Annotated in this window: 17 protein-coding genes and 2 pseudogenes; 12 read left to right on the top strand and 7 right to left on the bottom strand. The window is 69.8% G+C overall.

The annotated features are described in order from the left end of the window. The first annotated feature begins 220 nt into the window (after positions 1-220). Positions 221-2,005, top strand: a complete 1,785-nt coding sequence (locus FV226_RS02585) for a glucan ABC transporter ATP-binding protein/ permease (RefSeq protein WP_147761675.1) — start codon at positions 221-223, stop codon at positions 2,003-2,005. 473 nt (positions 2,006-2,478) lie between these two features. Here FV226_RS02585 and FV226_RS02580 read toward each other — a convergent pair whose 3' ends face one another. Beyond that, positions 2,479-3,354, bottom strand: a complete 876-nt coding sequence (locus tag FV226_RS02580; protein ID WP_147761674.1) for a YihY/virulence factor BrkB family protein — start codon at positions 3,352-3,354, stop codon at positions 2,479-2,481. A 280-nt stretch (positions 3,355-3,634) separates the two neighbouring features. On the opposite strand from FV226_RS02580, the gene FV226_RS02575 reads away from it, so the two are divergent. Continuing rightward, entirely contained in the window at positions 3,635-4,513 is an 879-nt protein-coding gene (locus FV226_RS02575; protein ID WP_147761673.1) for a DMT family transporter, read from the top strand. Positions 4,514-4,697: 184 nt separating this feature from the next. Then, positions 4,698-6,380, top strand: a complete 1,683-nt coding sequence (locus tag FV226_RS02570) for an acyl-CoA dehydrogenase family protein (RefSeq protein ID WP_147753143.1) — start codon at positions 4,698-4,700, stop codon at positions 6,378-6,380. Between the two features lie 346 nt (positions 6,381-6,726). Here the strand turns inward: FV226_RS02570 and FV226_RS02565 are convergent, their stop codons facing one another. Continuing rightward, a complete protein-coding gene (locus FV226_RS02565) occupies positions 6,727-8,028 on the bottom strand; it encodes a hypothetical protein (RefSeq protein WP_147761672.1) in 1,302 nt (433 codons plus the stop codon). Between the two features lie 89 nt (positions 8,029-8,117). Next, entirely contained in the window at positions 8,118-8,399 is a 282-nt protein-coding gene (locus FV226_RS02560; RefSeq protein ID WP_147761671.1) for a hypothetical protein, read from the bottom strand. Between the two features lie 347 nt (positions 8,400-8,746). Here FV226_RS02560 and aat point away from each other — a divergent pair, with 347 nt between their 5' ends. Then, positions 8,747-9,433 carry a leucyl/phenylalanyl-tRNA--protein transferase gene (aat, locus tag FV226_RS02555; RefSeq protein ID WP_147761670.1) on the top strand — a complete coding sequence of 229 codons (687 nt, stop codon included), beginning with the start codon at positions 8,747-8,749 and terminating at the stop codon, positions 9,431-9,433. A gap of 48 nt (positions 9,434-9,481) precedes the next feature. Here the strand turns inward: aat and FV226_RS02550 are convergent, their stop codons facing one another. Together FV226_RS02550 and FV226_RS02545 are read right to left on the bottom strand one after the other, a co-directional pair. After that, positions 9,482-10,135, bottom strand: coding sequence for a DUF2155 domain-containing protein (locus FV226_RS02550; protein ID WP_147761669.1), 654 nt, complete (start codon positions 10,133-10,135; stop codon positions 9,482-9,484). 349 nt (positions 10,136-10,484) lie between these two features. Continuing rightward, positions 10,485-10,901: pseudogene (locus tag FV226_RS02545) on the bottom strand (NADH:ubiquinone oxidoreductase subunit NDUFA12). A 536-nt stretch (positions 10,902-11,437) separates the two neighbouring features. On the opposite strand from FV226_RS02545, the gene FV226_RS02540 reads away from it, so the two are divergent. Further along, positions 11,438-15,163, top strand: coding sequence for a vitamin B12-dependent ribonucleotide reductase (locus FV226_RS02540; protein ID WP_147761668.1), 3,726 nt, complete (start codon positions 11,438-11,440; stop codon positions 15,161-15,163). Positions 15,164-15,314: 151 nt separating this feature from the next. Here the strand turns inward: FV226_RS02540 and FV226_RS02535 are convergent, their stop codons facing one another. Further along, a complete protein-coding gene (locus tag FV226_RS02535) occupies positions 15,315-16,550 on the bottom strand; it encodes a lytic murein transglycosylase (protein ID WP_246691468.1) in 1,236 nt (411 codons plus the stop codon). 165 nt (positions 16,551-16,715) lie between these two features. On the opposite strand from FV226_RS02535, the gene FV226_RS02530 reads away from it, so the two are divergent. Then, the gene (locus FV226_RS02530; protein WP_147761666.1) at positions 16,716-18,152 is read left to right on the top strand and encodes a carotenoid oxygenase family protein; all 1,437 of its coding nucleotides are present in this window, start codon (positions 16,716-16,718) and stop codon (positions 18,150-18,152) included. Positions 18,153-18,195: 43 nt separating this feature from the next. Here FV226_RS02530 and FV226_RS02525 read toward each other — a convergent pair. Next, positions 18,196-19,410 (bottom strand): annotated as a pseudogene (locus tag FV226_RS02525) (ABC transporter substrate-binding protein). 380 nt (positions 19,411-19,790) lie between these two features. Here FV226_RS02525 and ugpB point away from each other — a divergent pair. The 6 genes from ugpB (at position 19,791) to FV226_RS02495 (ending at position 26,768) form a co-directional block, all read left to right on the top strand. Next, positions 19,791-21,134, top strand: a complete 1,344-nt coding sequence (gene ugpB / locus FV226_RS02520) for a sn-glycerol-3-phosphate ABC transporter substrate-binding protein UgpB (RefSeq protein WP_147761665.1) — start codon at positions 19,791-19,793, stop codon at positions 21,132-21,134. Between the two features lie 44 nt (positions 21,135-21,178). Continuing rightward, a complete protein-coding gene (locus FV226_RS02515) occupies positions 21,179-22,060 on the top strand; it encodes an ABC transporter permease subunit (protein ID WP_147761664.1) in 882 nt (293 codons plus the stop codon). 11 nt (positions 22,061-22,071) lie between these two features. Beyond that, a complete protein-coding gene (ugpE, locus tag FV226_RS02510) occupies positions 22,072-22,893 on the top strand; it encodes a sn-glycerol-3-phosphate ABC transporter permease UgpE (RefSeq protein WP_246691465.1) in 822 nt (273 codons plus the stop codon). Continuing rightward, positions 22,893-24,008, top strand: a complete 1,116-nt coding sequence (ugpC, locus tag FV226_RS02505) for a sn-glycerol-3-phosphate ABC transporter ATP-binding protein UgpC (RefSeq protein WP_147761662.1) — start codon at positions 22,893-22,895, stop codon at positions 24,006-24,008. Before ugpE ends, ugpC begins: the two co-directional genes overlap by 1 nt. Positions 24,009-24,034: 26 nt before the next feature. Then, entirely contained in the window at positions 24,035-25,081 is a 1,047-nt protein-coding gene (locus FV226_RS02500; protein WP_147761661.1) for an alpha/beta hydrolase, read from the top strand. 199 nt (positions 25,082-25,280) lie between these two features. Next, positions 25,281-26,768 (top strand): TIGR00366 family protein, encoded by a 1,488-nt coding sequence (locus FV226_RS02495; protein WP_238272245.1) that lies wholly within the window; start codon positions 25,281-25,283, stop codon positions 26,766-26,768. Positions 26,769-26,777: the final 9 nt, after the last annotated feature.

The raw sequence follows: 26,777 nt of genomic DNA, 5'->3' as shown, positions 1-26,777 counted from the left end.
CGGCGGCTCCGTCAGGCGCCGTTCAGCCAACCCCTGGCATAAGCCCCATCGCGCCAAGCGTTTGGGAGCCCGGAGTTCGGGACGTCCCACTTGACCGTCCGCACGATCGGACGGGGCGCGACGGAATGAGGAGGCCGGGCCGCAACCGCGGACCGGTTCGGGGAAGAAGCGCGCGGGACCCGGGCAACACGGGGCGTGCAGAGGTCGGTTCGGAGCTGACATGTCGCTGTTTCGTCTCTACGCGCGCGTCCTGAGCCTTCTGGGCCACGACAAGCGGCTCGCCGTCGGCCTCGGCTTCGCCAACGTGGCTCTGGCGGTGGCGGCGTTCGCCGAGCCGCTGATCATGGGCCGCATCATCGACGGGCTCACCCACCTCAAGCGCGGCGGCAACGGCCTGCAGACCATGCTGCCGCTGATCGGCGCGTGGGTGGCGTTCGGCTTCTTCACCATCGCGGCGGGCGTCGCCATCGCGCTCCACGCCGACCGGCTGGCCCACCGCAACCGCCTCTCGACGATGGCGAACTACTTCGAGCACGTCCTCGACCTGCCGCTCGCCTTCCACTCGGCCAACCATTCCGGCCGCGTGCTGAAGGCGATGCTGGAAGGCACAAACGGCATGTCGACCCTGTGGCTCGGCTTCTTCCGCGACCACTTCGCGGCCCTGGTCTCGCTGGGCGTGCTGCTGCCGATGACGCTGTTCGTGAACTGGCAGCTCGGCTCGATCCTGCTCGTGCTGGTGCTGGTGTTCACCGCGCTGACCACCTTCGTCATGCGCCGCACCGAGACCCTGCAGGGCGAGGTCGAGTTCTACAATTCGGGCCTCGCCGCGCACGCCTCCGACGCGCTCGGCAACGTCGCCGTGATCCAGTCCTTCACCCGTGCCAAAGCCGAGAAGGACGCGATGCGCGACATCATCGGCAACCTGCTCGCCGCGCAGATCCCGGTCCTGTCCTGGTGGGCGCTGGCCAACGTCGCGACCCGCGCCTCGGCCACCATCACCATGACCGCGGTGTTCGTCACCGGCATCATGCTCTACCAGGCCGGCTCGACCACCGTCGGCGAGGTCGTGGCCTTCATGAGCCTCGCCACCGCCTTGGTGACCCGCCTCGACCACGTGGTCGGCTTCGTCAACGGCCTGTTCCAGCAGGCCCCGAAGATCGCCGAGTTCTTCACCATCTTCGATACGGTGCCGGCCGTCCGCGACCGCGCGCACGCGGTCCAGGTCGCCCGCTTCGAGGGCGAGGTCGAGTTCGACGCCGTCGGCTTCTCTTACGACGGCCGCCGCAAGGCGCTCGACGGGGTGTCGTTCTCGGCGCGCGCCGGCGAGACCGTGGCGCTCGTCGGCACCACCGGCTCGGGCAAGTCGACCACGCTCGGCCTGCTCCACCGCAGCTTCGACCCTGGCGCCGGCGCGATCCGCATCGACGGGATGGACATCCGCGACGTCGGCGTCTCGTCGCTGCGCCACAACATCGGCGTGGTGTTCCAGGAGCCGATGCTGTTCGCCCGCTCGATCCGCGAGAACCTACAGGTCGGCCGCCCGGACGCCACCGACGCCGAGATGCTCGACGCGCTGGAGCGCGCCCAAGCCTCCGCCTTCATGGCGCGCCAGCCCGACGGCCTCGACACGGTGATCGGCGAGCGCGGTCGCTCGCTCTCGGGCGGCGAGCGCCAGCGGCTCTCGATCGCCCGGGCGATCCTGAAGAACCCGCCGATCCTGATCCTCGACGAGGCGACGAGCGCGCTGGACGCCGCCACCGAACGCCGCCTGCAGGGCGCGCTGGAAGCCGTGATGGAGGGCCGCACCACCTTCGTCATCGCCCACCGCCTCGCGACGATCCGCAACGCCGACCGCATCCTGGTCTTCCACGAGGGCCGCATCGTCGAGAGCGGCACCTTCGACGGCTTGGTGGCCCAGAACGGCCGCTTCGCCGAACTCGCCCGGGCGCAGTTCATGGCGGTCGAGGCCGACGAGGAAGAGGCGGTGCTGGCGCTGGCGGCGTGAACGAGGACCGTTACGCGGATGCGGGGCCGGGCCGAAAGGTCCGGCTTCGTGCGTTCCGAGGACTGCCGGCCACTCCTCTTCTGCAAGACGGCATGTGATTCCGACACCTCTCGTTTTCAGCTTCCCCATCCTCCCCGTCCTCCCGGGGCGCCGAAGGCGAGCCCGGGATCCAGAACCGGAGGTCATGCTCCAGTCTGCGCCGTCGGCGGCTCTGGATCCCGGGTTCTGCTGCGCAACCCCGGGATGACGGCGCGGGTGCGGTTCGCTTCGACGAGCGTTGGGAATTCAGCAGGCTCGCGGTGGAGGGGAGTGGCGCGGACCATCGCCGCGACAGGTCCTGATCGGCTGACGCCCAAAGAAAAACGGCCCGCCGCCCGTTTCGGGCAGGCTGGCCGGATGAGGTTTCGGATCACATGGAGTCTCGTGGCAAACAGCCCGGATCGGACTCGGTTCCCGGCAAAGCGTTCCGGTCCTTAGGGGAGCGCTTGGCGCGCCAGCATCCGGGCCCGGAGCCGGGCGCGCCGGGCCGCGATCACCGTGCCGTTGATCTCGCCGCCGAACAGGAACATCGCCGCGAGCCAGTAGAGGAACACCAGGAACACCATCGCGGTGGCCAGGCCCCCGTAGGTGGAGGCGTAGGCGGTCGAGAAGCGGTCGAGATAGTACCCGAAGCCGAGGCCGGCGAAGAACCACAGCAGCAGCGTCACCCCGATGCCCGGCAGCACCGCCAGGAACGAGCGCCGGCCGGCGGCGACGAACTTGTGGGCGATGATCAGCACCATAGCCAGCAGCAGCGCCGTGATGCCGATGCGCGCAATCGCCACGGTGAGGCCGAGGGGCTCCAGCCCCGGCGCGACCAGGACGACGTTGCGCCAGATCAGAGGCCCCAGCACCACCAGCAGCGCGAAGGCCAGCATCGCGAAGGCGCCGCAGACGACGTAGCCGATCGATTCGAGGCGCGTCAGCCACCACGGTCGCATCTCGCGCAGGCCGTAGGCGCGGTTCAGACCCACCCGCAGGCTCTCGACGCCCGAGGACGAGAAGTACAGCGCCAGCACCGCGCCCACCGTCAGCACCCCGCCGCGCTGCTCGGTGAGCACCCGGTGCACCTCGCCGACGATCGGCTTGGCGACCTCCCGGGGCCAGGCGTCGAAGATCAGTACGCCGGCCTCGTCCGCCAGGGACTTGGTGCCGAGCAGGCCCGCGAGCGCCGCGAGCAGGATCAGGAACGGGAACAGTGAGGTCAGGATCGACAGGGCGATGTGGCTCGCGATCGCCCAGCCGTCATGGGACACGAAGCGCTGCGCGGCGATGCCCGCGACCTCGAGGGCGGTGCGGAGGGGCTTCATGCCGGCATCCCCCCTCCCCGCGTGCGAGGCAAAGGGATGTGCGGCGATCCTTCCGTCAAAGCGTTTGTCACGTGCGGCGATGCTACCCGATGGAGGATGCGTTTTCCGGATACGTGATCGCCCGCCCGCCTCCGTCAACGCGTGGAGAGGCGGGCGGGGGCGTTCGGTGCCGGGGTGAAGCCTTCGGGCAACGGCAGGCGGCCCCCTGTCCCGCAATCGGGGGCGCGAGGCGGCTTTTTCGGTTGTCACCGCGGGCGCCGCGTGCTGCCTGCGCGGCATCATGCCAGCCCTCCTCGCAAACGTCCTGATCCCAGGCCTGTTCGTCCTGATCTGGGCGACCGGCTTCATCGCGGCCCGGTTCGTCGCGCCCCACGCCCAGCCGCTGCCCTTCGTGGCGTTGCGGGTCATGGGTGTGGCCCTGGTGCTCGCCGCCATCGCGCTGGCCCTGCGCGCCCGCTGGCCGCGGACCGGCGCCGGGTGGCGCGACGCGATGGTTGCGGGCGTGCTGATGCAGGGCTGCTACATCGTCGGCGTGTTCTGGGCGATCCATCGCGGCCTTCCGGCGGGGATCGCCGCCCTCGTCGGCAGCCTGCAGCCGCTGGCGACGGCGATGCTGGCCGGGCCGGTGCTCGGCGAGGCGGTGAGCCGGCGCCGCTGGTTCGGGATCGGGATCGGCTTCCTCGGGGCCGGCCTCGTCCTCGCCCCGAAGATCGGCGCCGCCGACCCCGCCGGCATCCCGCCCGTGGCGCTCGCCGCCTGCGCCGGCGCGGTCGCCGCGATCACGCTCGGCACGCTCTGGCAGAAGCGCACGGGGGCCGACGCCGACCTCCTCGCCACGGCGACGCTGCAGTTCTTCGGCGCCTGCTTGGTCGCCGTGCCGCTGGCGCTGCTCTCCGGCGACGGCCTCGCGGTGCCGCTGCTGCTGCCGGTCTGGCTCGGGATGGCGTGGTCGGTGCTGGTGAGCTCCGTCGCCGGGATCCTGCTCCTGCTCGTCCTGATCCGCCGCGGTGCGGTGGCCGGCGTCTCGGCGCTGCTGTTCCTGGTGCCGCCGGTCTCGGCGGCGATGGCCTATCTGATGTTCGGCGAGGCGCTGACCGGGCTGCAGATCGCCGGCATGGTGGTCGCCGCGGTCGGCGTCGCCGTGGCCAACCGGGGCTAAGCTCGACGGCGCGGCGACAGCGCCCACTGTTTCGCCAACCAGTTGCGGCGTTGAGGAAAATTGCACGCGGCTGCATAGAAAATTCAAGACGAATTGCGGTCCCGAGCCTGAAGAATTTGCTACGTCCCGGCCGATCGGGCCTATATTGCTGGCAACCGGAAACGTTCAGACGAAAGTGCCAGCCATGTCCGCTTCGCCCGCCTTCCAGCCCGAGCCGCAGGATCTCGTCGCCCTCACGAAGGCCGCCGGCGAATCTGCAAAACGTCTCGTCGCCGAGGCGACCCGCCGGGTCCGCACCCGCGTGCTCGGCACCGACGGCAAGGTCGACGCCGCCAAGCTGGAGGCCGAGCAGCACGCCGCCCACGGGCTGGCCTGGATCGCCACCTACGGCGAGGCGGTGCGCGAGCTCGGCACCTACGCCGCGAACCTGCGCGAGGCCGGCCGCCTCGGCGAGACCGAGACGCTGCTCGTGAAGATCGGCGCCGGCGAGTACCTCGAGCAGATGTTCTCGGGCATCCCGATGAGCCAGGGCGAGATGGTGCGCCCGGTCGGCTCGCTCGGTCTCACCGCCCGCGAGGTGCAGCAGTTCCGTACCGACGCCGTCGAGGCGCTGATCGCCGACGGCAACACCCCGGAGAACCGCGCCGCCCTGGTGCAGAAGATCCGCGACGGCGCGGCCTCGGCCACCGTCGGCGATTCCGGCCTCGACGAGGACATGGAGGCGATCCGCTCCGAGATGCGCCGCTTCGGCAAGGCCGAGGTGGTGGCCCAGGCGCACGAGTGGCACCTGAAGAACGATTACATCCCGATGGAGATCGTCGCCAAGATGGCCGAGCTCGGCGTCTTCGGCCTGACGATCCCGGAAGAGTACGGCGGCATGGGCCTGCCGAAGATCTCCATGTGCGTCGTCTCCGAGGAGCTGTCGCGCGCCTATATCGGCGTCGGCTCTCTCGGCACCCGCTCGGAGATCGCCGCCGAGCTGATCCTGTGCGGCGGCACCGAGGAGCAGAAGCAGCGCTTCCTGCCCAAGATCGCGTCGGGCGACATCCTGCCGACCGCGGTGTTCACCGAGCCGAACACCGGCTCGGACCTCGCATCCTTGCGCACCAAGGCGGTGAAGGACGGCGAGACCTGGAAGATCTCCGGCAACAAGACCTGGATCACCCACCCCGTCCGCGCCGACATCATGACCGTGCTGGTCCGCACCAAGCCCGAGGAGAAGGGCCACCGTGGCCTCTCGATGCTGATCGCCGAGAAGCCCCGCGGCACCGACGCGGAGCCGTTCCCGGTCGAGGGCCTAACCGGCGGCGAGATCGAGGTGCTCGGCTACCGCGGCATGAAGGAGTACGAGCTCGCCTTCGAGAACTTCGAGGTGCCGGCCGCCAACCTGCTCGGCGAGGTCGAGGGCAAGGGCTTCGCCCAGCTGATGCAGACCTTCGAATCGGCCCGCATCCAGACCGCGGCCCGCGCCGTCGGCGTCGCCCAGTCGGCCCTCGACCTCGGCCTGCGCTACGCCGAGGACCGGGTGCAATTCGGCAAGCCGCTGATCAGCTTCCCGCGGGTGGCCGACAAGCTCGCGATGATGGCGGTGGAGATCAACATCGCCCGCCAGCTCACCTACTTCTCGGCGCGCGAGAAGGACGAGGGCAAGCGCTGCGACCTCGAGGCCGGCATGGCGAAGCTGCTGGGCGCCCGCGTCGCGTGGGCGGCGGCCGACAACGCCCTGCAGATCCACGGCGGCAACGGCTTCGCGCTGGAATACGCCGTCAGCCGCGTGCTGTGCGACGCCCGCATCCTCTCGATCTTCGAGGGCGCGGCCGAGATCCAGGCCCAGGTCATCGCCCGGCGCCTGCTCGAGGCGGCGTGACGCGACGCCCGGGCCTTTAGGCTCGGGCACCGCGGGCTCTTCGTTCTCCGGTCGATCGGGGAGAGGATGTGCTGCCGGGCTCATATTTCTGCCGGACGGCCCCGGATGGATCGTTCGAAGCTCGGCGCAGCCCCCTCTCCCGTCCGGGAGAGGGTTGGGGTGAGGGGTACGACCTCTCCGGACATTCCTCGCCCCTCACGCTGTTCCTCTCCCGAACGGGACAAAGGACCCGAGCTTCACCGGCACGACGGGTGCATCGGGTAGGCCGCAAAGGGGCGTGACGAGCGGAAGCGGTCGTTTCAAGATTGCCCTGGATCGTCGAAAGCGGCGCCCCCCCAAACCGCACTCACGGCACGGCGACCGCGGCGACCGCGGCGACCGCGTGCGGCGTGTCGTCGAGAAGCAGTGCCCGCAGCCGGGCGGCGGCGTCCGGGCTCGCGCCGTCGAGCGCCTGCAGCAAAGCCGCGATCTGGGCGCCGCACCGGGCAGCCAGGTGCCGGGCGTGTCGCCGCGGGCGCGCGACTTCGGCATCCGCGGCGGTCGTCGGCTCCCTGGCGGCTGTGGCTTGCCGCAACGCCTGCGCCACCAGCGCCGCCAGGCTCGGCACCGGATGATGGGCCTGCCGCAACGCCTCCTCGATCGCGACCAGGTCGCCGCCGGCCATCGCCTCGCAGGTACCGTCGTCTGAAGCCAGCGCCGCGCGCATCGCCGTCAGGGTCGCATGCCCGAGGGCGCGGACCGTGGCGTCGTCGGCCCGGCGGAACAGGCCCCGCAGGTGCGCGCTCGCGTGGGCGCGCATCCCGTCGAGGGCATCCGCCTCCGAGCGGCCGTCGTGGTAGCCGTCGCGGTACCAGGCGGCGATCCGATCGATGGCGGCAGGCTCCGCTTGGGCGAGGATCGGCAGGTTGCGCAGCACCTGCGCGCGGGCCGCGAGCGGGCTGTCGTCGTCGTCCAGGGTCGAGTCGGGGAAGCGGTCGGTCTCCACCACCTCGGTCACGGCGCCGGCCCGGATCAGGCGGTCGGCGTCAGGCATCCAGATGTCGTCGGAGGCGACCGCCAGCGCCTCGGCGGTGAAGTCCGCAGCGAGCCCCGCCGCGCGATAGGCCGCCCGCTCGGGGGCCGCGTCGACCGCGAAGGCCTGCCCGAACAGGCCGGCTTCGTAGGGGGCGTGGAAGCCGAGCCGCCCGCTCGCGCCGAGGTAGCGCCCGCGGCCGCGGACGAAGGCCAGGGTGCAGGCCGAGGCGCACTCGTCGGGAACGTAGGTGTCGAGCTGGTGCTCGGCGATCAGCGCGCCCAACGCCAGCCCCTCCTCGACGAGGCCGCCGCCGCTGGTGAGATGGATGCGGCGAACGGTTGGATGCGCGGCGAGCAGGTTCGCAACCTGTAGCGCGACGCCGTCCATCAGGTCGCCGGCCACCCGCACGTCGGCCCCGCCCGGCCCGAGGACGACTCGCGCTCCCACCTCCTCCGGCGCGAAACGCTGTGCGAGGTCCGTCGAGGCGCCGACGAACGCCATCCGCACGGCGGTCCGCGTGTCGGCCGAGACGGCGCCGACGAGGCAGGCGACGCCGAGCGCCGAGGCCGCGCAGGTGGTCGCGAACGGAGTTGCGAAGCGGGACGGGATGCGGCGGGGCTTGTCGTTCGGCATGCCAAGACCTCTCGCCTGCGCCTTCGCGCAGGTCGTCTCACGGATTGGAATTTGAGGGGATCACGCTTGGGGCCGAGCAGGGCGGCGGCTCAGGCCGCTTCGTGCGCGAGATAGGCGACCATCATCTCGGCCACCGCGCGGCCGGCATAGGCCGGCGGGCTCTCGCCCCGTCGCACCGGGAAGGCGTCGACGATCCTGCGGCCGGCCAGGATGCCCCGGACCTCGTCGGGCATCAGACCGTCGTCGATGGCGGTCGCGAAGGCGGCCCGGCCGTAATCGCGGCGCCGCAGGCGGGCCGCCGCGGCGGCGTCGCGGTATCCGGACGCGCGGCCGGCGCCGGTCGGGTCAAACGTTGCGTCGTGATAACCCATGATCGAAGTCCTTCCCTGCCTGCTCTCGCTCCTTCCCCATGCCGTCGGTGCGGCAACAGGCGTGGATCGGGCCGGCAGGCATCCGGGACTTCAGCTGTGACTTGCGCATCGCCACGGTCATGCCGGCCTCCCTGCGGCGTAAAAGCCTCCGCATCCTTTCGACGATTCGGACGATACGCTGCGAAGCTGGGGATGTGCTTCCAAAGTTATCCGCGGATGCAGACCAGTCGTGGCGCGGACGGATCGAACCGCAGAAGGATTGCGATCCGCGCGCCGCGGCGTCGGCGGCGCGGATTTGCGCGCCCGCCCCCTGGCGTTCCGGGCGCGCGCACGCCAAAATCGACGCCATGCACGACGGCACCCGCGTGGAGATCACGCCCGAGATCCTGCTCAAGGCCTACGCCGCCGGCATCTTCCCGATGGCCGAGGACGCCGACGACCCGACGCTGTACTGGGTCGAGCCGCGGGCGCGGGGCGTGCTGCCGCTGGACGGGTTCCGGGTGTCGAAGCGGCTCGCCCGCACGGTGCGCTCGGACGCGTTCGAGGTCCGCAGCGACACCGATTTCGACGGCGTGATCGCCGGCTGCGCCGCCCCGCGCCGCGAGAGCGAGCGCACCTGGATCAACGGCCGCATCCGCGAGCTCTACGGCGCACTGTTCGACCGCGGCCACGCCCACACCGTCGAGGTCTACGCCGGCGAGCCGCGCCGCCTCGTCGGCGGGCTCTACGGGGTGTCGATGGGCGCGGTCTTCTTCGGCGAGAGCATGTTCCACGAGGTCCGCGACGCCTCGAAGGTCGCCCTCGTCCACCTGATGGGCCGGCTTCGCGCCGGCGGATACCGCCTCGCCGACACGCAGTTCGTCACCGAGCACCTCGCCCAGTTCGGCGCCGAGGAGTTGCCGCGCCACGTCTACAAACGCCGCCTCGCCGAGGCGCTCGGCCATGCCGGCGACTGGAACGCCTGGCTGACGGACGGCAGCGTGCGCGGCGCTCAGGCGCTCGCCGCGCTCGGGGTGGGTGGCGCAGGGGATTGAGGCGAAAGCGTTTTCCTCCCGCACAAGGGGAGGAAGAAGAGATGACGATCAGCGGAAGAGCGCGTCGAACAGCGATTGCGGCTGCTGGGGCTGCGGCGGGGCTGCGGCCGGGCCTTCGTTCGAGGGGAAGAACTTCCGCGAGGGCTTCTGGCGCGGCTGCACGGGGACGCCGCGTGGCGCCTCGACGTCGACCTGACCGGCCGAGTTGACCTGCTGCACCGTCTTGGTCGCATCCTTCGTGCCGCGCTTGCGCTCGGGCTTGGCGGCCATCACCGGCACATCCTCCTGCTCGCGCGCCTCGGCGATGATGTCGCTGCCGCCCTTACAATCCACGAGCCACACGTCGTAGATCGGGTGCTCGATCGCGTGCAGGCCGGGACTCGAGGCGAACATCCAGCCGGTGAAGATCCGGCGGTACTTGTTCTCCAACGTCACCTCGTCGACCTCGAGGAAGGCCGTGGTCTTGGCGCTCTCGGTCGGCGGCCGCGTGTAGCAGACCCGCGGGGTGAGCTGCAGCGCGCCGAACTGCACGGTCTCGTCCACCGCCACCTCGAACGAGACGATGCGGCCGGTGATCTTGTCGAGGCCGGAGAACACCGCCGTCGGGTTCTTGATCTTGTCGGCCGAGGCTGGGCCTGCGCAGAGGGCGACGAAGGCGATAGCGAAGGACCCGAGTGCGGCGCGTGCTGTGATGCGGCTCAAGGCACGCCCCTCCCGGCGATTGGACGACGCGGCGAAAAGCCGACGGATGGCGGGCGTTCAACACCGGAACGGTGGTGGAAAAAGGGCGTGGCGCTTGTGATCCCGCCGTACGTCGGGCGGACGAGGCCTGCAGGCTCCGTTTCCAGCCCCTCCCCGTCATTCCGGTGCTGCGCAGCAGAGCCCGGAGTCCAGATCCGCAGACAGCGCATGCTGAAGAGCGACCTGCGGCTCCGGATTCCGGGCTCGCCTACGGCGCCCCGGAATGACGGTGCCCTCGTCAGAAAAGGCCCCACGATCCTGAAGCCGGGTCAGCACAGGTCGGTGACCTGCCGGCAGGACGACCGGAACGCTACTCGCCTGGATTCCACGGCACGTAGTCGCCGGTCGCGGCGGGCCGCGCGCCCCAGGAGAGCTGCGAACCCTTTGGGCGGTAGGCGTCGGCCGTGCCGGTCATGTTCTCGACGTGGGGCTTCTGCCACTCGCGCGGGGTGTAGGCTTCCTCGCTCGGCGGCAACTCGACGTTGTGGCAGAGCCAGCCGCGCCAGCCGGGCGGGACCTTCGAGGCGTCGGCATAGCCGTTGTAGACCACCCAGCGCCGCTCCGAGCCGACCGAGCGGTCGATCAGGGCGCCTTGCGCGCGATAGTACTTGTTGCCGTGGTCGTCGCTGCCGACGAAGTTTCAGCTGAGCAAGGTGTAGAGCGCGAGCGACATCGTCTGCCCGTTCCACCACGTGAAGATGCGCAGAAGCGTATCCTTGAGCGCCATCGCCGTCTCCGAGCCTCGTCGCACACGCGACCGCGATCGGTGTGCCGGGGCGGTTATGCGGAGCGGGTGGCCGCAAGTCCAGATCCAAGTCCGCGGTGAGGGCTGCAACCCGGCGGCGCCGTCGCCGGGGGCAGCGGTGTCGCCCGGCGACCACGCCCGCGCGACGTCGCGGCGCGAGGGGGCTTCAGGCGGTCAGCCGACGCTGTGGACGCAAAAATTTTCCGTGCGAAATCCCCACAGCAGAAACAGCACTTACGCAGTGCCACGACTTATCCACAGTTTTACCCGCAAGACCACAACATCTAGCGTGGAACCGGCCGCGCGAACACCACTTGTTGACGTGAGGGCCGGCCCGGCGTTAATGTCCGGGTCATGGTTCGGGCGCACCGATCCGTTCGATCAGCGCGCGTCCAGCCACCTTCTTACCAACGTCGGCCAGTCCGGGCAGCGTCCATCCAGGCGCCCGGATTCGGCTCTTCGGATCTCCGGATTCAACCCCGGGGCGCAGCTGCGCCTCGTCGGGAGAGGTGCGTCTCATGCGGTTCGAGCGTCGTTACACCACGTCCGGTTCTTCGCCCTATGCGGCAATCCCCTTCCGCAAGGCGCTGTCGGAGATCCGCAACCCGGACGGCTCTACGGTCTTCCGCCTCGACGGCATCTCGGTGCCCGAGGCGTGGTCCCAGGTCGCCAGCGACGTGTTGGCGCAGAAGTACTTCCGCAAGGCCGGCGTGCCGGCGCGCCTGAAGAAGGTCGAGGAGAACGACGTTCCCTCCTTCCTGTGGCGCTCGGTGCCCGACGAGGCGGCGCTGAACGAACTCCCCGAGGCTGAGCGCACCGGCTCCGAGACCTCCGCGACCCAGGTGTTCGACCGCCTCGCCGGCTGCTGGACCTATTGGGGCTGGAAAGGCGGCTACTTCACCAGCGAGGAGGACGCCTCCGCATTCCTCGACGAGCTGCGCTTCATGCTCGCCAAGCAGATGGTCGCGCCGAACTCGCCGCAATGGTTCAACACCGGCCTGCACTGGGCTTACGGCATCGACGGCCCGAGCCAGGGCCACTACTACGTCGACTACAAGACCGGCGTGCTGACGAAGTCCGAGACGGCCTACGAGCATCCGCAGCCGCATGCCTGCTTCATCCAGTCGGTCCAGGACGACCTCGTCAACGAGGGCGGCATCATGGACCTGTGGGTCCGCGAGGCGCGCCTGTTCAAGTACGGCTCCGGCACCGGCTCGAACTTCTCGTTGTTGCGTGGAGAAAACGAAAAGCTCGGCGGCGGCGGCAAGTCGTCGGGGCTGATGTCGTTCCTCAAGATCGGCGACCGGGCGGCCGGTGCGATCAAGTCTGGCGGCACCACGCGGCGCGCGGCCAAGATGGTCATCGTCGACATCGACCACCCGGACATCGAGCAGTTCATCGACTGGAAGGTGAAGGAGGAGCAGAAGGTCGCCGCCCTGGTGACCGGCTCCAAGGTCGTCTCCAAACACCTCACCGCGGTGATGAAGGCCTGCACCCAGTGCGAGGCCGAGGGCGACGCCTGCTTCGATCCCGAGCGCAACCCGGCGCTCAAGCGCGAAATCAAGGCCGCCCGCAAGGCGATGGTGCCGGACGCCTACACCAAGCGCGTCGTCCAGTTCGCCCGCCAGGGCTTCACCAAGATCGACTTCCCCGTCTACGACACCGACTGGGATTCCGAGGCCTACCTCACGGTCGCCGGCCAGAACTCCAACAACTCCGTCTCGCTCACCGACGACTTTTTGCGCGCGGTCGAGGCTGACGGGGAGTGGCTGCTGCGCGACCGCAACTCGAACAAGACCAAGTCGGTCGGCGCCCGCCACCTCTGGGAGAAGATCGGCGAGGCCGCCTGGGCCTCGGCCGACCCGGGCCTGCACTTCAACACCACGATGAACGACTGGCACACCTGCCCGACCGGCGGGCGGATCCGGGCCTCGAACCCGTGCTCCGAGTACATGTTCCTCGACGACACCGCCTGCAACCTGGCCTCGGCCAACCTGCTGACGATGTACGACCGGCAGACCAAGCAGTTCGACGTCGAGGCGTTCGAGCACCTCAACCGCCTCTGGACGGTGGTGCTCGAGATCTCGGTGACGATGGCGCAGTTCCCGTCGAAGGAGATCGCCGAGCTCTCCTACAAGTACCGCACGCTGGGCCTCGGCTACGCCAACATCGGCGGCCTGCTGATGACCATGGGCCTGCCCTACGATTCGGATGCGGGCCGGGCGCTCGCCGGCGCGCTCACCGCGATCATGACCGGCGTGGCCTACGCCACCTCGGCCGAGATGGCCGCCGAGCTCGGGGCCTTTCCGGCTTACGAGGACAACGCGGACGCCATGCTGAAGGTGATCCGCAACCACCGCCGCGCGGCGCATGGCGAGGCCGAGGGCTACGAGTTCCTGTCGATCTCGCCAGTTCCCCTCGACCACGCCAACATCCCGCAGGGCAACCTCGGCGACCACGCCCGCGCCGCCTGGGACCGCGCCCTGCGGCTCGGCGAGGAGCACGGCTACCGCAACGCTCAGGCGACGGTGCTGGCACCGACGGGCACGATCGGTCTCGTCATGGATTGCGACACCACCGGCATCGAGCCCGACTTCGCCCTGGTGAAGTTCAAGAAGCTCGCCGGCGGCGGCTACTTCAAGATCATCAACCAGGCGGCGCCCGATGCGCTGCGGGCTTTGGGCTACCGGGAATCCGAGATCGCCGAGATCGAGGCCTACGCGGTCGGCCACGGCTCGATGGGCCAGGCGCCGGCGATCAACCCCGGCAGCCTGCGCGCCAAGGGCTTTTCGGACGACAAGATCGCGGCGATCGAGGCCGGCCTGAAGTCGGCCTTCGACATCAAGTTCGTGTTCAACCGCTGGACGCTGGGCGACGACTTCCTCACCGGCACCCTCAAGGTGCCGGCGGAAAAGCTCTCCGACCCGACCTTCGAGCTGCTGCCGTTCCTCGGCTTTTCGAAGAAGGACGTCGAGGCCGCCAACACCCACATCTGCGGGGCGATGACCCTGGAGGGAGCTCCCTTCCTCAAGCAGGAGCACTACGCGGTGTTCGACTGCGCCAACCCGTGCGGGCGGATCGGCAAGCGCTACCTCTCGGTCGACAGCCACATCCGCATGATGGCCGCCGCCCAGCCCTTCATCTCGGGGGCGATCTCCAAGACCATCAACATGCCCAACGACGCCACGGTGGAGGATTGCAAGGCGGCCTACACCCTGTCCTGGCGCCTGGCGCTCAAGGCCAACGCCCTCTACCGCGACGGCTCCAAGCTGTCTCAGCCGCTGAACTCGGCCCTGATCCAGGACGAGGACGACGAGGAGGACATGGTCGAGGCGCTGGTCCAGATGCCCGCCGCGGCGAAAGCCACGCAGCTCGCCGAGAAGATCGTCGAGCGGGTGATCGAGCGGGTCGAGCGCATCCGCTCGCGGGAGAAGCTGCCGCACCGGCGCAAGGGCTACACCCAGAAGGCCGTCGTCGGCGGGCACAAGGTCTACCTGCGCACCGGGGAGTACGATGACGGCCGCATCGGCGAGATCTTCATCGACATGCACAAGGAGGGCGCCGCCTTCCGAAGCTTGATGAACAACTTCGCCATCGCGATCTCCCTCGGCCTCCAGTACGGCGTTCCGTTGGAGGAGTACGTCGAGGCGTTCACCTTCACCCGCTTCGAGCCGGCGGGCTTCGTGCAGGGCAACGACGCGATCAAGAACGCGACCTCGATCCTCGACTACGTCTTCCGCGAGCTGGCGATCTCGTACCTCGCCCGCATGGACCTCGCCCACGTCGACCCCTCCGAGATCGGCTCCACGATCCTCGGCGGCGGCGAGGGCGACACCACCCGCGAGCCGGGCAAGCCGCAGCAGACGGCCGCCAGCGTCGTCTCCCGCGGGCTGCTCCGCGGCTCGGCCGACCGGCTGACCCTGATCCAGGGCGGCCCGTCCGGCGCGACCGTCGGGGTCGGCTCCGGCAACGCGGGCCAGTCGGCCCCGGCCGGCGGCGTGGTCCACGCGCTACGCGGCGCGACGGCGCTGAAGATGGAGACCGAGCTGTCCGTCCACGCGGAGACCTCGATCGAGGCCCTGCCCTTCGCCAAGCCTGAGCGCAGCGTCGCAGACCGGCGGGCCGAGGCCAAGATGAAGGGCTACGTCGGCGAATCCTGCCCGGAATGCGCGAACTTCACGCTGGTCCGCAACGGAACCTGCCTGAAGTGCGACACCTGCGGCGGCACGACTGGCTGCAGCTAGTCAGACCAAGCCTCATGGGCGAGCCCCATGAGGTTTGGAGGATCGCCTGATCCCCGCACGCGCGGGGATCAGGCAGACATTCGAGCGCAGACTGCCGACTTCTGATCGGCCAACCGCAAGCCGGCCTGCCTCGACTCGCTGCGGAATGGCCTCACGGCGCCGTCCGCAGCCGCTCCAGCAGGGCGACGTCGGCATAGCCGTCCGGGCGGAGGCCGGTCGCGGCCTGGTAGGCGCGGATCGCGGCCCGCGTCTTCGGACCGATCCGGCCGTCGACGACGCCGACCGTGTGGCCGTGCGCGTCCAGGCGGGTTTGCAGGTCGCGGCGCTCGGCTTCGGTCAGGGCGCGGTCGCCGCGGGGCCAGTCGCGGGCGAAGGCGGCTTGCCCGCGCAGGCGGTCCGACAGGTGCGCGACGGTGAGCGCGTAGGACAGCGACGTGTTGTAGCGCAGGATCGCCGAGAAGTTCGGCCGCAGCAGGAAGGCCGGACCGCCCGCGCCCGCGGGGACGACGAGGGTCGCTTGCGCGGCGCCGTCCCCCTCGCGCTGGGGGACGGGCGTCACGCCGACCCCACGCCACGCATCGAGGCTGCGCGCGGTGGTCTCGTCCGCCAGCGCGTAGTCAAAGCGCTCTCCCAGCGCCGCCTCGCTGCCCCAGGCTTCGCCGCGGCGCCAGCCCATGGCGACGAGGTAGTTCGCCGTCGAAGCGAGGGCGTCGGGAGCCGACCAGAGGTCGCGCCGGCCGTCGCCGTCGAAATCCACGGCGTGGGCGCGGTAGACGCTCGGCATGAACTGGGTATGGCCCATGGCACCGGCCCACGAGCCGGTCAGGCGCGCGGGCGGCACGTCCCCTTGCGCGAGGATGCGAAGGGCCTCGATGAGCTCGTCGCGCCAGTAGCCCGGTCGGCCGGGATCGCCGCAGGCCAGCGTCGCGAGCGATTGCACCACCGGACGGACGATCGCGGCGTCGTCGAGGACCTTGCCGTAGCCCGACTCGACGCCCCAGAAGGCCACGAGGGTGAAGCGGTCGACGCCGGTGCGCTGCTCGATCGCCTCGAGGATCGTGGCCCATTCCGCAAGCTTGCGCTGCCCTTCGGCGATGGTCGCCTCGGTGATCGTGGCGTCGAGGTAGGCCCAGATCGGCTTGACGAACTCGGCTTGGCCGCGGGTCGCCTCCAGCACGCCCGGGTTGGACGCCAAGCCGGAGAGCTGCCCGTCCGCCACGGCCTGCGGCACCCCGCTTGCCTGCGCGTCGGCGGCGATCCTGCCCAGGCAGTCGGCCCAGGACGATGCCTCCGGAGGTGTCTCCGAAGATGCCGGGCCGGCCGTCGCCGGAGCCGTTACCAAGACCAGCGGGAGGGTAGCAGCGCGGAGCAAGCGGGCGAGGCGCATCATCGGTTCTCGGCGGCGGGACGGCGATCGCATTGCCGGAGGAAGCCCATGGGCCCTATGTCGGTTCTCGATCCCGCTCAAGGCGCGTGTGCGGTCGCGCCCCGGCGCACCCGTCACGGTTCACCACGGCTCTCGTCCCCGCACCACGCTTGGACCCCTCGACCGATGCCGAACCCTGTTACGTTGACCGTCCGTGCCGCCGCCGAGGGCCTCGTCGCGCTGGTGGCGGCCGGCAACCGGCTGCGCCTGCCGGGGACGGAGCACCCGTTCGTGGTCGGCGTCCACGCGCCGATGCGCGCGGAGCTGACGCTGCGGGACCTGCCGGTGACCGGGACGATCCCGCCGGGGCTCGACGGGCGCTACCTCAAGATGGGCGCCAACCCGGCTCGCCCGACGACGCGCGGCCACGACTGGTTCCTGGGCGACGGCATGGTGCACGGCCTCCGCATCGCGGGCGGCAAGGCCCTGTGGTACCGCAACCGCTGGATCGGCTCGCGGACGGCCTCGGCGGCGCTCGGCCGACCCGCCGCCCCCGGACCGCGCCGAGGCGACGACACCGTCAACACCAACGTCGTCGAGATTGGCGGCCGCGCCTTCGCCCTGGTCGAGGCCGGCAGCTATCCGGTCGAGCTGTCCGACGACTTGGAGACGCAAGCCTACGATCCGTTCGAGGGGACGCTTTCCGGCTCCTTCACCGGGCATCCGCACCGCGACCCGGAGACCGGGGAGACGCATGCGATCGCCTACGACGGCCGGGTCTGGGACAGCGTGCGCCACGTCGTCCTCTCGCCCGCCGGCCGCGTCGTGCGCGACCTGCCGATCCCGGTCGAGCACGGCCCCTGCATCCACGACTGCGCGATCACGGCGCGCTTCGCGGTGGTGCTGGACCTGCCCCTCACCTTCTCGATGCGGGCGGTGGTGGCAGGCCACCGCTTCCCGTTCCGCTGGAACCCCGCCCACCGCGCCCGCCTCGGCCTGCTCCCCCGGCACGGGACGGCCGCCGACATCACGTGGTGCCCGCTCGATCCGTGCTTCGTGTTCCACGTCGGCAACGCCTACGACGAGGCGGACGGGCGGGTGGTCCTCGACGTCGTCGCCTACGACAGCGTGTTCGCCTCGGCCGCGGGCGGTCTCGACAAGCCGGGCCGGCTGGAGCGCTGGACCGTCGACCCCGCCACGGCGCGGGTCGAACGGCGGGTGGTCGATCCGGCGGCGCAGGAATTTCCGAGGATCGACGAGCGCCGCTTCGGGCGACCGCACCGCTACGTCTACGCGGTCTCGGTCCCGGCCGACGGCAACACGCAGCTCGAAGGCGCGACGCAGATCTACAAGCACGACCTGACGACGGGGGCGCGGCGCGTGCACGAGTTCGGCGCCGGCAGCGTGCCGGGGGAGTTCGTGTTCGTGCCGGCGGCCCCTGAGGCCGGCGAGGACGAGGGATGGCTCGTCGGACTCGTCATCGACACCGCAAGCGACACGACCGACTTCGTCGTCCTTGATGCGCGCGCCTTCGAGGCGCCGCCCGTCGCCGCAATCCACCTCGGGCACCGGATCCCGCCGGGCTTCCACGGCAACTGGTTTGCCGCGCGCGACCCGGCCTGAACGGCTTGCCCCGTCACGCCGGCTTTTCTCCACGACGTGCCCTCTACGGCTTGCCGACCAGGGGGCAGCCGCCTTCCCCGAGCGGGCGAAAGGCCTTGTCGGCCGGGATCGTGTCGAGGAGCTTGTAGAGGTCCCACGCCCCCTTCGACTCCGAGGGCGCCTTCACCTCGAACAGGTACATCGGGTGCACCTTGCGGCCGTCCGCCCGGATAGTCCCCTTGCCGAACAGCGGGTCGTCCGTCGGGTTGGCCTTCATCCAGGCCATCGTCGCCTGCGGATCGGTGGATTTCGTCGCGGCCACGGCCTTCAAGTAATGCGACAACCCGGCATAGACGCCTGCGTGGTTCATGGTCGGCATGGCGTCGCCGTTGCACTTGTAGAAGCGTTCGGAGAAGGCCCGCGTCCCCGGGTTGAGATCCCAATAGAACGACTCCGTCAGCACCAGGCCCTGCGCGGTCTGCAGGCCGATCGCGTGCACGTCGACGACGTAGATCAGCAGCGCGGCGAGCTTCTGCCCGCTATCGGTCAGCCCGAACTCGTGCGCCTGCTTGATCGCGTTGATCGTGTCGCCGCCGGCGTTGGCCAGCCCGACCACCTTCGCGCCCGAGGACTGCGCCTGAAGCAGGAACGACGAAAAATCGGTGGCGGGGAACGGCACGCGGGCCGAACCCAGGACGCGGCCACCGCCCTTCTCGATCACCGCGGTGGCCTCGTTCTGCAGGGAGAGGCCGAACGCGTAGTCGGCGGTGAGGAAGTACCACGCGTCGCCGCCGCGCTCGAGCATGGCGCCGGCCGTGCCGTGCGACAGGGCGTAGGTGTCGTAGGTCCACTAGATCGTGTTCGGCGAGCACTGCTTACCCGTCAGCTCCGTGGTCCCGGCCCCTGAATCGATGAAGACCTTGTTCTTCTCGCGCGTGACCTGGCTGACCGCCAGGGCCACCGAGGAGGTGGGAACGTCGAGGATCGCGTCGACGCCGTCGCGGTCGTACCATTGTCGCGCCACGGCGGCGCCGATGTCGGGCTTGTTCTGATGGTCGGCGGCGACGACCTCGACCTGCACGTCCCGGTTTACCTTGGCGAAGTCCTCGACCGCCATCTGCGCGGCGACGACGGAGCCCTTGCCGCCGGTGTCGGCGTAGACGCCGGACATGTCGTTGAGGACGCCGACCTTGACGTGGATCGGCTCGGCGAACGCGGAGCCCGCCGAGATGGCGAGGCCGAGCGCGGCCGTGAGGATGCAGCACCGGGTCGAGGCCATGGCGGGCGGTCCTCCGAGATCGGTTATTGTTGAACCCAGGAGGGCACGCCCGACATCCCAGCGTCAAGCGTCGCGGCGTCTTGAGAAGCCAACGGAATACAGCAATGAAACCAATCGATCGTTGCGAGCGGGTGCTGCGATGCGGGATGAGCCGATATCGCCTCCGAGCGCGGACGTGAAGTCGGCAAACCGACCGGGACGGCACCTCGGAGGTCCGAGGCCAAATCGCGGGACCGCGCCGCGGAGCGCTTTATTCCGCGCGCCGGTCCGTGCATGGTGAATGCACGAGCGTCGCGCCGTCCGGTGCGATGCCGCCGCGGGATCGCGCTTCAAGCCCGACGTCAACGGGCAGGTCGATCCCGCCGCCGGGAGGGTTTTGGATGGATCGTCGCGTCCTGTTGGCCGGCGTCGGCGGCCTCGCCGCGTGGACGGCGCTTCGCCCCTCGGCCTCCGTCTCGGCCGCGGACAGGACGCCCATCGTGCTCTGGCACGCGATGTCGGGCGCGAACGGCGAGGAGGTCGAGCGGCTGACGCGCGACTTCAACGCGAGCCAGTCAGAGGTCACCCTTGAGGCGGTGTTCAAGGGCACCTATCCCGAGACGCTGACGGCGGCGATCGCGGCCTACCGCGCGGGCAAGGCGCCGCACGTCGTCCAGATCTTCGAGGTCGGCACGGGCACGATGCTGCAGGCGGGCCCCGCCATCAAGCCGGCCTGGAAGCTCGCGGAGGAGACCGGGCTCGCCCTCGACCCCAAGGCCTACATCCCCGGCGTGCGCGGATACTACAGCTTGGCCGACGGCAAGCTCGCCTCGATGCCGTTCAACTCCTCGACGGCGGTGATGTGGTACAACCGCGACGCCTTTGAGAAGGCGGGGCTCGACCCGGACAAGCCGCCGGCCACCTACGACGACTTCGCCAAGGCGGCCCGCACCCTCGCGTCGAAGGCGGCCACGCCCATCGCCAGCACCTCGGCCTGGATGACCTGGATCCAGTTCGAGGAATACGCCGCAATCCAGAACCTCGCCTACGCCACCGAGAACGACGGCTATGACGGCCTCGGCGCGGAACTGCTCATCAACACCAAGCCCTTCGTCGACCAACTCCAGCGCTTCCTCGACCTCTCGAAGGACGGCGCCTTCAAGTATGCCGGCCGCGACGGCGCGCCCGACGCGGTCTTCTATTCCGGGCAGGCCGCGATCGGCTTCGGCTCGTCCTCGGGCCGCGCCGACATCGTCAAGAACGCCAAGTTCCGGTACGCCGAGGCCTTCCTGCCGACCGAGCCGGCGCTGAACCCGCGGCCGAACAACTCCATCATCGGCGGCGCCAGCCTGTGGGCGATGACGGCGCCCAAGCGCAGCGAGGCCGAGTACAAGGGCGTCGCGGCCTTCTACGCCTTCCTCGCGAAGCCCGAGCAGGTCGCCCTCTACGCCCAGAACACCGGCTACGTCCCGGTGACGCTGGCCGGCTACGAGGCCACGAAGCAGGCGGGCTACTTCGACAGGAATCCCGGCACCGACGTTCCGGCGCGGCAGCTCTCCCGCGGGGAGCTGACCCCGAACTCGCGCGGCCTGCGCCTCGGCCGCCTGCCGGAGATCCGCGCGATCCTCTACGAGGAGATCGAGAAGGCGCTCCAGGGCCAGCAGACCGCGCAATCGGCCATGGACGGCGCCGTCGCGCGCGGGAACCGCGTGCTGCGCGACTTCCAGAAATCTGCGCGCGGCTGACGCGGCGGCCGGCGCAAGGCAGTCCCGACCAAGGCACTCCCCACATGGAACGACGGACGCTGTTCCCGGGCCGGGTGCTCCCGGCGCTGCTCATCCTGCCGCAACTGGTGTTGACCGGCGCCTTCTTCCTTTGGCCGGCCCTCCAGGCGATCAAGTCGAGCCTGGAGCGCGAGGACGCCTTCGGCACCAGCACCGAGTTCGTCGGCCTCGACAACTTCGCCGACCTGTTCGGCGATCCGCTCTACCTCGCCGCGATCGGGCGGACGCTGGTGTTCTGCGCCTGCGTGACCGCCATCGCGATGGGCGTGGCGCTGGTGCTCGCGGTCCTGGCCGACACCGAGATCCGCGGGCGCGCCTTCTACCGCACGATGCTGATCTGGCCCTACGCGGTGGCGCCGGCCATGGCGGCGGTGCTGTGGGTGCTGATGTTCCACCCGCAGATCGGCCTCGTCGGGGCTTGGCTGAACCGGATCGGGATCGCCTGGGACTACAAGCTCGACGGCACGCAGGCCATGGCGCTCGTGGTGCTGGCCGCCGCCTGGAAGCAGGTCAGCTACAACTTCATCTTCTTCCTGGCGGGCCTCCAGGCCATCCCGAAGACGATCATCGAGGCGGCTCGCATCGACGGCGCCCGCGGCGTCCGCCGGTTCCGCACCATCGTCCTGCCGTTGCTGATGCCGACGGTCTACTTCCTGCTCGTGGTCGACCTCGTCTACGCGGCCTTCGACACCTTCGCGACCGTCTACGCGGTGAACGGCGGAGGGCCGGGCCAATCGACCCAGACGCTCGTCCTCAAGGTGTACCTCGACGGCGTGGTCAACGCGAACGTCGGCTCGTCCTCCGCGCAGTCCGTGGTGCTGATGGCCGGCGTCATCGTCCTCTGCGCCCTGCAGTTCCGGTTCCTCGGGCGAAAGGCCGCCACCTGATGCGCCGGAGGATGCCCGCCCTGATCCCGCATGCCGTGCTGATCCTGGCGATCCTGCTGTTCGCCCTGCCGATCTGGATCGCCGTCGCGGGCTCGACCCAGGATTCGGCCTCGATCGCCCGCGGCGAGGTCTCGCTCGTCCCGAGCCTCTCCGGCCTCGGCGTCTACCGCGACGTGCTGGTGAACGGGTCGGCGGGGGCCGGGCCGGTGTGGCGCTCGCTGCTCGTCTCGGCCGCGATGGCGCTGGCGATCGCGTTCGGAAAGATCGCCCTGTCGCTGCCCTCGGCCTACGCCGTCACCTTCTTCCGCTTCCCCTTCCGCATGACCGCCTTCTGGCTGATCTTCCTGACGCTGATGCTCCCGGTGGAGGTGCGGCTGATCCCGACCTTCCAGGTCATGTCCTCCCTCGACCTCATCAACAGCTTCACGGGGCTGACGATTCCCCTCGTCGCCTCCGCCACGGCGACGCTGCTGTTCCGACAGACGTTCCTCGCCGTTCCGGACGAGCTCGTGGAGGCGGCGCGCATGGATGGGGCAGGCCCCTTGCGCTTCCTGCGGGACATCCTGATCCCGGTCTCGGGCGCCAACATCGCGGCCCTGTTCGTGATCCTGTTCGTCTACGGCTGGAACCAGTACCTGTGGCCGCTCCTGGTCGCGACCGATCCGAAGCTCGACACGGTGGTCATCAGCATCGTCAAGATGGTCGGCGTCGACACCGCCACCGAATGGAACAAGGTCATGGCGACGGCGGTGCTGGCGCTGATCCCGCCGGTCGCGGTGGTGCTCGTCATGCAGCGCTGGTTCGTGAAGGGCCTGACGGAGGGTGACAAGTGATGGCGGGCCTGAGACTCGACGGCCTGCGCAAGAGCTTCGGCGACAATGAAATCCTGAAGGGCGTCGACCTCGCCCTGGCGGACGGCGAGATGCTCGTCATCGTCGGCGCGTCGGGCTGCGGAAAATCCACCCTCCTGCGCATCGTGGCGGGCCTCGAGACGCCGACCGCCGGGCGCGTCCTGATCGACGGGCGCGACGTCACGGACCTCGACCCGTCGGCGCGCGACATCGCGATGGTGTTCCAGAACTACGCCCTGTACCCGCACATGAGCGTGTTCGAGAACATGGCCTACGCGCTGAAGATCCGCGGGCTTCCCCGCGCCGAGATCCGGGCGAAGGTCGACGCGGCCTCGGCCCTCCTGGGCTTGGAAGCGCTGCTCGATCGAAAGCCGCGCCAGCTGTCCGGCGGCCAGCGCCAGCGCGTCGCCATGGGGCGCGCCATCGTGCGCGACCCGAAGCTGTTCCTGTTCGACGAGCCGCTGTCGAACCTCGACGCGAAGCTGAGGGTGCAGATGCGCGGCGAGATCCGCCGCCTCCAGCGCCGGCTGAAGGTGACGAGCCTCTACGTCACCCACGATCAGGTCGAGGCGATGACGCTGGGCGACCGGTTGCTCGTGATGCACCAGGGCGTGCCGGTGCAGCTGGCGACGCCGACGGAGGTGTTCGAGCGCCCGGCCGACACCTACGTCGCGGGCTTCATCGGCTCGCCGGCGATGAACCTACTCCCCGGCACCCTCGGGCGCGACGGCACGACGGTGCGGGTGGCTGACGCCGACGTCGCGCTCGGGCCCTGGCGGTTCGACCGGCCCGACGGCCACCGGGTGGTCCTGGGCATCCGGCCGGAACACGTCGCGCTCGACGCAACGGGCATGGCCTGGCTGGTCGAGGTCGTGGAGCTTCTGGGCTCCGAGATGCTGGTGCATGCCGGACGCCCGGGCGAAGCGTCGCTGACGCTCAAGGTCGCCAACGGCGCGCCTGTGGGCGACGCCATCCAGGTCTCGTTTCCCGCAGCCCACATCCACCTCTTCGACCAGACGACCGGCTTGCGGATCGAGCCGACGCTCGCATCCTCACGCACGATGGACGCCGGCTCGCCTGAAGATGCGAGAACCTGACCGTGTTCTATCGCAGGACGCACCGCATGCGCTTCATGACCGCCGCCATCCTCGCCTGCCTCGCGGGCCCGTCTGCAGCCTGGGCTCAAGCCGCGCCGCCTTCGCCCCGCGAGGTGCCGGCCAAGACGATCCCGGTGCCCGACACCGTAAGCCCGGCCCTGCAGGCGATCATCGCCCAGCCGCTGCGGACGAACTGGGACAAGCCGCCGACGACGCCCGACGGCTGGAAGCAACTCTCGGACGGCTTCGCGACCCTCGTCGCCCCGCAGATCGGGCCGATGTCGGAGCGCCTGCGGGTGAGCGTGGCGCCGACGACGATCGACGGCGTGCGGGCGTACACGATCACCCCGGCCGACATCCCCGCCGCGAACCGCGATCGGATCGCGATCCACGTCCACGGCGGCTGCTACGTCCTCAACCCCCGCGAGGCCGCCCTGCCGGAGGCGATGCTGCTGGCCGGCTTCGGCCGAATGAAAGTCATCGCGGTCGACTACCGGATGCCGCCAGAGGCGTTCTTCCCGGCGGCCCTCGACGACGGCATGACGGTCTACAAGGCCGTGCTTCAGACCACCGCCCCCGGTCGGATCGCGGTCTTCGGAAGCTCGGCCGGCGGCGCGTTGACCCTCGAGATGATGCTGCGGGCCAAGGCGGAAGGCCTCCCGCTGCCCGGGGCGATCGCGCCCGGCACGCCGATGTCGGACGCGACGCAGCGCGGCGACTCGTTCCAGACCAACGCGATGGTGGACAACGTCCTGGTCTCGCCGACCGGATTCTGTGACGCGGCCACGAAATTCTACGCCGCGGGGCACGACCTTTCCGATCCCCTGCTTTCGCCGATCAACGGCGACGTGCGCGGGTTCCCGCCGACGATCCTGACGACGGGCACGCGCGACCTCCTCCTCTCGAACACCGTCCGGATGCACCGCAAGCTCCGGCAGGCCGGGGTCGAGGCCGCGCTCCAGGTCTTCGAGGGGCAGTCGCACGCGCAATTCTACCGGGACGATCGCGTCCCGGAGGTGAAGGAGGCGTTCGAAGAGATCGCGTCCTTCTTCAATCGCCATCTCGATCGCTGACGTAAGGGACCGCCCCAGTGCGTGCGATAGGTATTGGACGACGTGGCCTGCCTTGACGCGGTGGGCCTCGGGCGAGCCGACAGCCTCCACGATCGCGGCCGGCTGTCACGATCTTGAACAGGGCCCGTTTTCGAGGTCGAGCACGGGCGTGTCATCGTTGCGGCTTCGGCCGCGGAGAGCCGAAGCTCAGAGGACATCCATGGCGATCGCGCCCGTTGATCCATCCCTGTCCAAGCCTGTTCCCTCCAAGCCTGTGCCGGCAACCGATCCCGGCACGTCGCCGGCGTCCGGAACGCTCGAACGTCTCGGCATCCGCTTCACCGCTTGGGCCGAGCGCTGGTTTCCGGACGCCTTCATCTTCGTCGCCATCGCGGTGGTGATCGTCGCCCTCGGCGTCTTGGCCAACGGCGCGCCGGCGGCGTCCGTCGCCAAGAGCTTCGGCGATGGCTTCTGGAGCTTGATCCCCTTCACCATGCAGATGGCCTTCGTCACCATCGGCGGCTACGTCGTGGCGGTCTCGCCACCGGTGCGGGCGCTGATCGAGCGCATGGCGCAGGTGCCCCGGACCGGTCGCGGGGCAGTCGGCTTCGTGGCGGGGGCGACGATGCTCTCGTCGTTCCTCAGCTGGGGCCTGAGCCTGATCTTCGGCGGCCTGCTGGTCCGGGCGCTCGCCCGGCGGACGGACCTGCGGATGGATTACCGGGCCGCGGGCGCGGCGGCTTATCTTGGGCTCGGCGCGACCTGGGCGCTCGGTCTCAGCTCGTCGGCGGCGCAACTCCAGGCCAACCCTGCGAGCCTGACCAAGAGTCTGCTCGCAATATCCGGCGTGATCCCGTTCAGCGAGACCATCTTCCTGTGGCAGTCGATGCTGATCGCGGCAATCCTGTTCGTCGTCTCGGTGGCGATCGCCTACGCCTCGGCGCCGCGCGGGGCGACCGCCGTCACCGCCGAGACCCTGGGCGTCGACGTGAGCCGCGAATCGACCGACATCCCGCCGCCGCGCCAGCCGGGCGAGTGGCTGGAGCACTCGCCGCTCCTGACGATCCTCCTCGTGGTGATCGCCGGCGGCTGGATCGTGCAGGAATTCACCCGCCAGTCGTGGATCGTCGCGATCTCGAACCTCAACACCTACAACCTGCTGTTCCTCACCCTCGGCCTGCTGCTGCACTGGCGGCCGAAGCGCTTCCTCGTGGCCGTCTCGAAGTCGGTGCCGGCGATCGCGGGCATCCTGATCCAGTATCCGCTCTACGCGGCGATCAGCGGGATGCTGACGGTGCCGAAGAACGCGGCCGGCGCCTCGGCGTCCGATGCGATCACCCATGCCTTCGTCAACCTCAACACCGCCGGCACCTTCCCGCTGACGATGGGCGTCTACTCGGCGATCCTCGGCTTCTTCGTCCCCTCGGGCGGCGGCAAATGGTTGCTCGAAGCGCCCTACGTGCTCCAGGCGGCCAACGAGCTGAAGGTCCACCTCGGCTGGGCGGTGATGATCTACAACGCCGCCGAAGCGCTGCCGAACCTGATCAACCCGTTCTGGATGCTGCCGCTGGTCGGCATCATCGGCTTGAAGGCGCGGGACATCGTCGGCTTCAGCTTCCTTCAGCTCATCGTCCACCTGCCGCTGGTGCTGTTCCTGCTCTGGGCCCTGGCCTTCACGTTGACCTACCATCCGCCCGTCATGCCGTGAGGGCGCGGC

Source organism: Methylobacterium sp. WL12, assembly GCF_008039475.1.
In the GTDB taxonomy this organism is placed as follows: domain Bacteria; phylum Pseudomonadota; class Alphaproteobacteria; order Rhizobiales; family Beijerinckiaceae; genus Methylobacterium; species Methylobacterium cerastii.
Note: the sequence above shows the minus strand (reverse complement) of the source record. Positions and strands in the feature narration are given on the sequence as shown.

Coding starts and splice junctions, on each gene's coding strand:
- FV226_RS02585 (WP_147761675.1), top strand. CDS start 221: ATGTCGCTGTTTCGTCTCTACGCGCGCGTCCTGAGCCTTCTGGGCCAC.
- FV226_RS02580 (WP_147761674.1), bottom strand. CDS start 3,354: ATGAAGCCCCTCCGCACCGCCCTCGAGGTCGCGGGCATCGCCGCGCAG.
- FV226_RS02575 (WP_147761673.1), top strand. CDS start 3,635: ATGCCAGCCCTCCTCGCAAACGTCCTGATCCCAGGCCTGTTCGTCCTG.
- FV226_RS02570 (WP_147753143.1), top strand. CDS start 4,698: ATGTCCGCTTCGCCCGCCTTCCAGCCCGAGCCGCAGGATCTCGTCGCC.
- FV226_RS02565 (WP_147761672.1), bottom strand. CDS start 8,028: ATGCCGAACGACAAGCCCCGCCGCATCCCGTCCCGCTTCGCAACTCCG.
- FV226_RS02560 (WP_147761671.1), bottom strand. CDS start 8,399: ATGGGTTATCACGACGCAACGTTTGACCCGACCGGCGCCGGCCGCGCG.
- aat (WP_147761670.1), top strand. CDS start 8,747: ATGCACGACGGCACCCGCGTGGAGATCACGCCCGAGATCCTGCTCAAG.
- FV226_RS02540 (WP_147761668.1), top strand. CDS start 11,438: ATGCGGTTCGAGCGTCGTTACACCACGTCCGGTTCTTCGCCCTATGCG.
- FV226_RS02535 (WP_246691468.1), bottom strand. CDS start 16,550: ATGCGCCTCGCCCGCTTGCTCCGCGCTGCTACCCTCCCGCTGGTCTTG.
- FV226_RS02530 (WP_147761666.1), top strand. CDS start 16,716: ATGCCGAACCCTGTTACGTTGACCGTCCGTGCCGCCGCCGAGGGCCTC.
- ugpB (WP_147761665.1), top strand. CDS start 19,791: ATGGATCGTCGCGTCCTGTTGGCCGGCGTCGGCGGCCTCGCCGCGTGG.
- FV226_RS02515 (WP_147761664.1), top strand. CDS start 21,179: ATGGAACGACGGACGCTGTTCCCGGGCCGGGTGCTCCCGGCGCTGCTC.
- ugpE (WP_246691465.1), top strand. CDS start 22,072: ATGCCCGCCCTGATCCCGCATGCCGTGCTGATCCTGGCGATCCTGCTG.
- ugpC (WP_147761662.1), top strand. CDS start 22,893: ATGGCGGGCCTGAGACTCGACGGCCTGCGCAAGAGCTTCGGCGACAAT.
- FV226_RS02500 (WP_147761661.1), top strand. CDS start 24,035: ATGCGCTTCATGACCGCCGCCATCCTCGCCTGCCTCGCGGGCCCGTCT.
- FV226_RS02495 (WP_238272245.1), top strand. CDS start 25,281: ATGGCGATCGCGCCCGTTGATCCATCCCTGTCCAAGCCTGTTCCCTCC.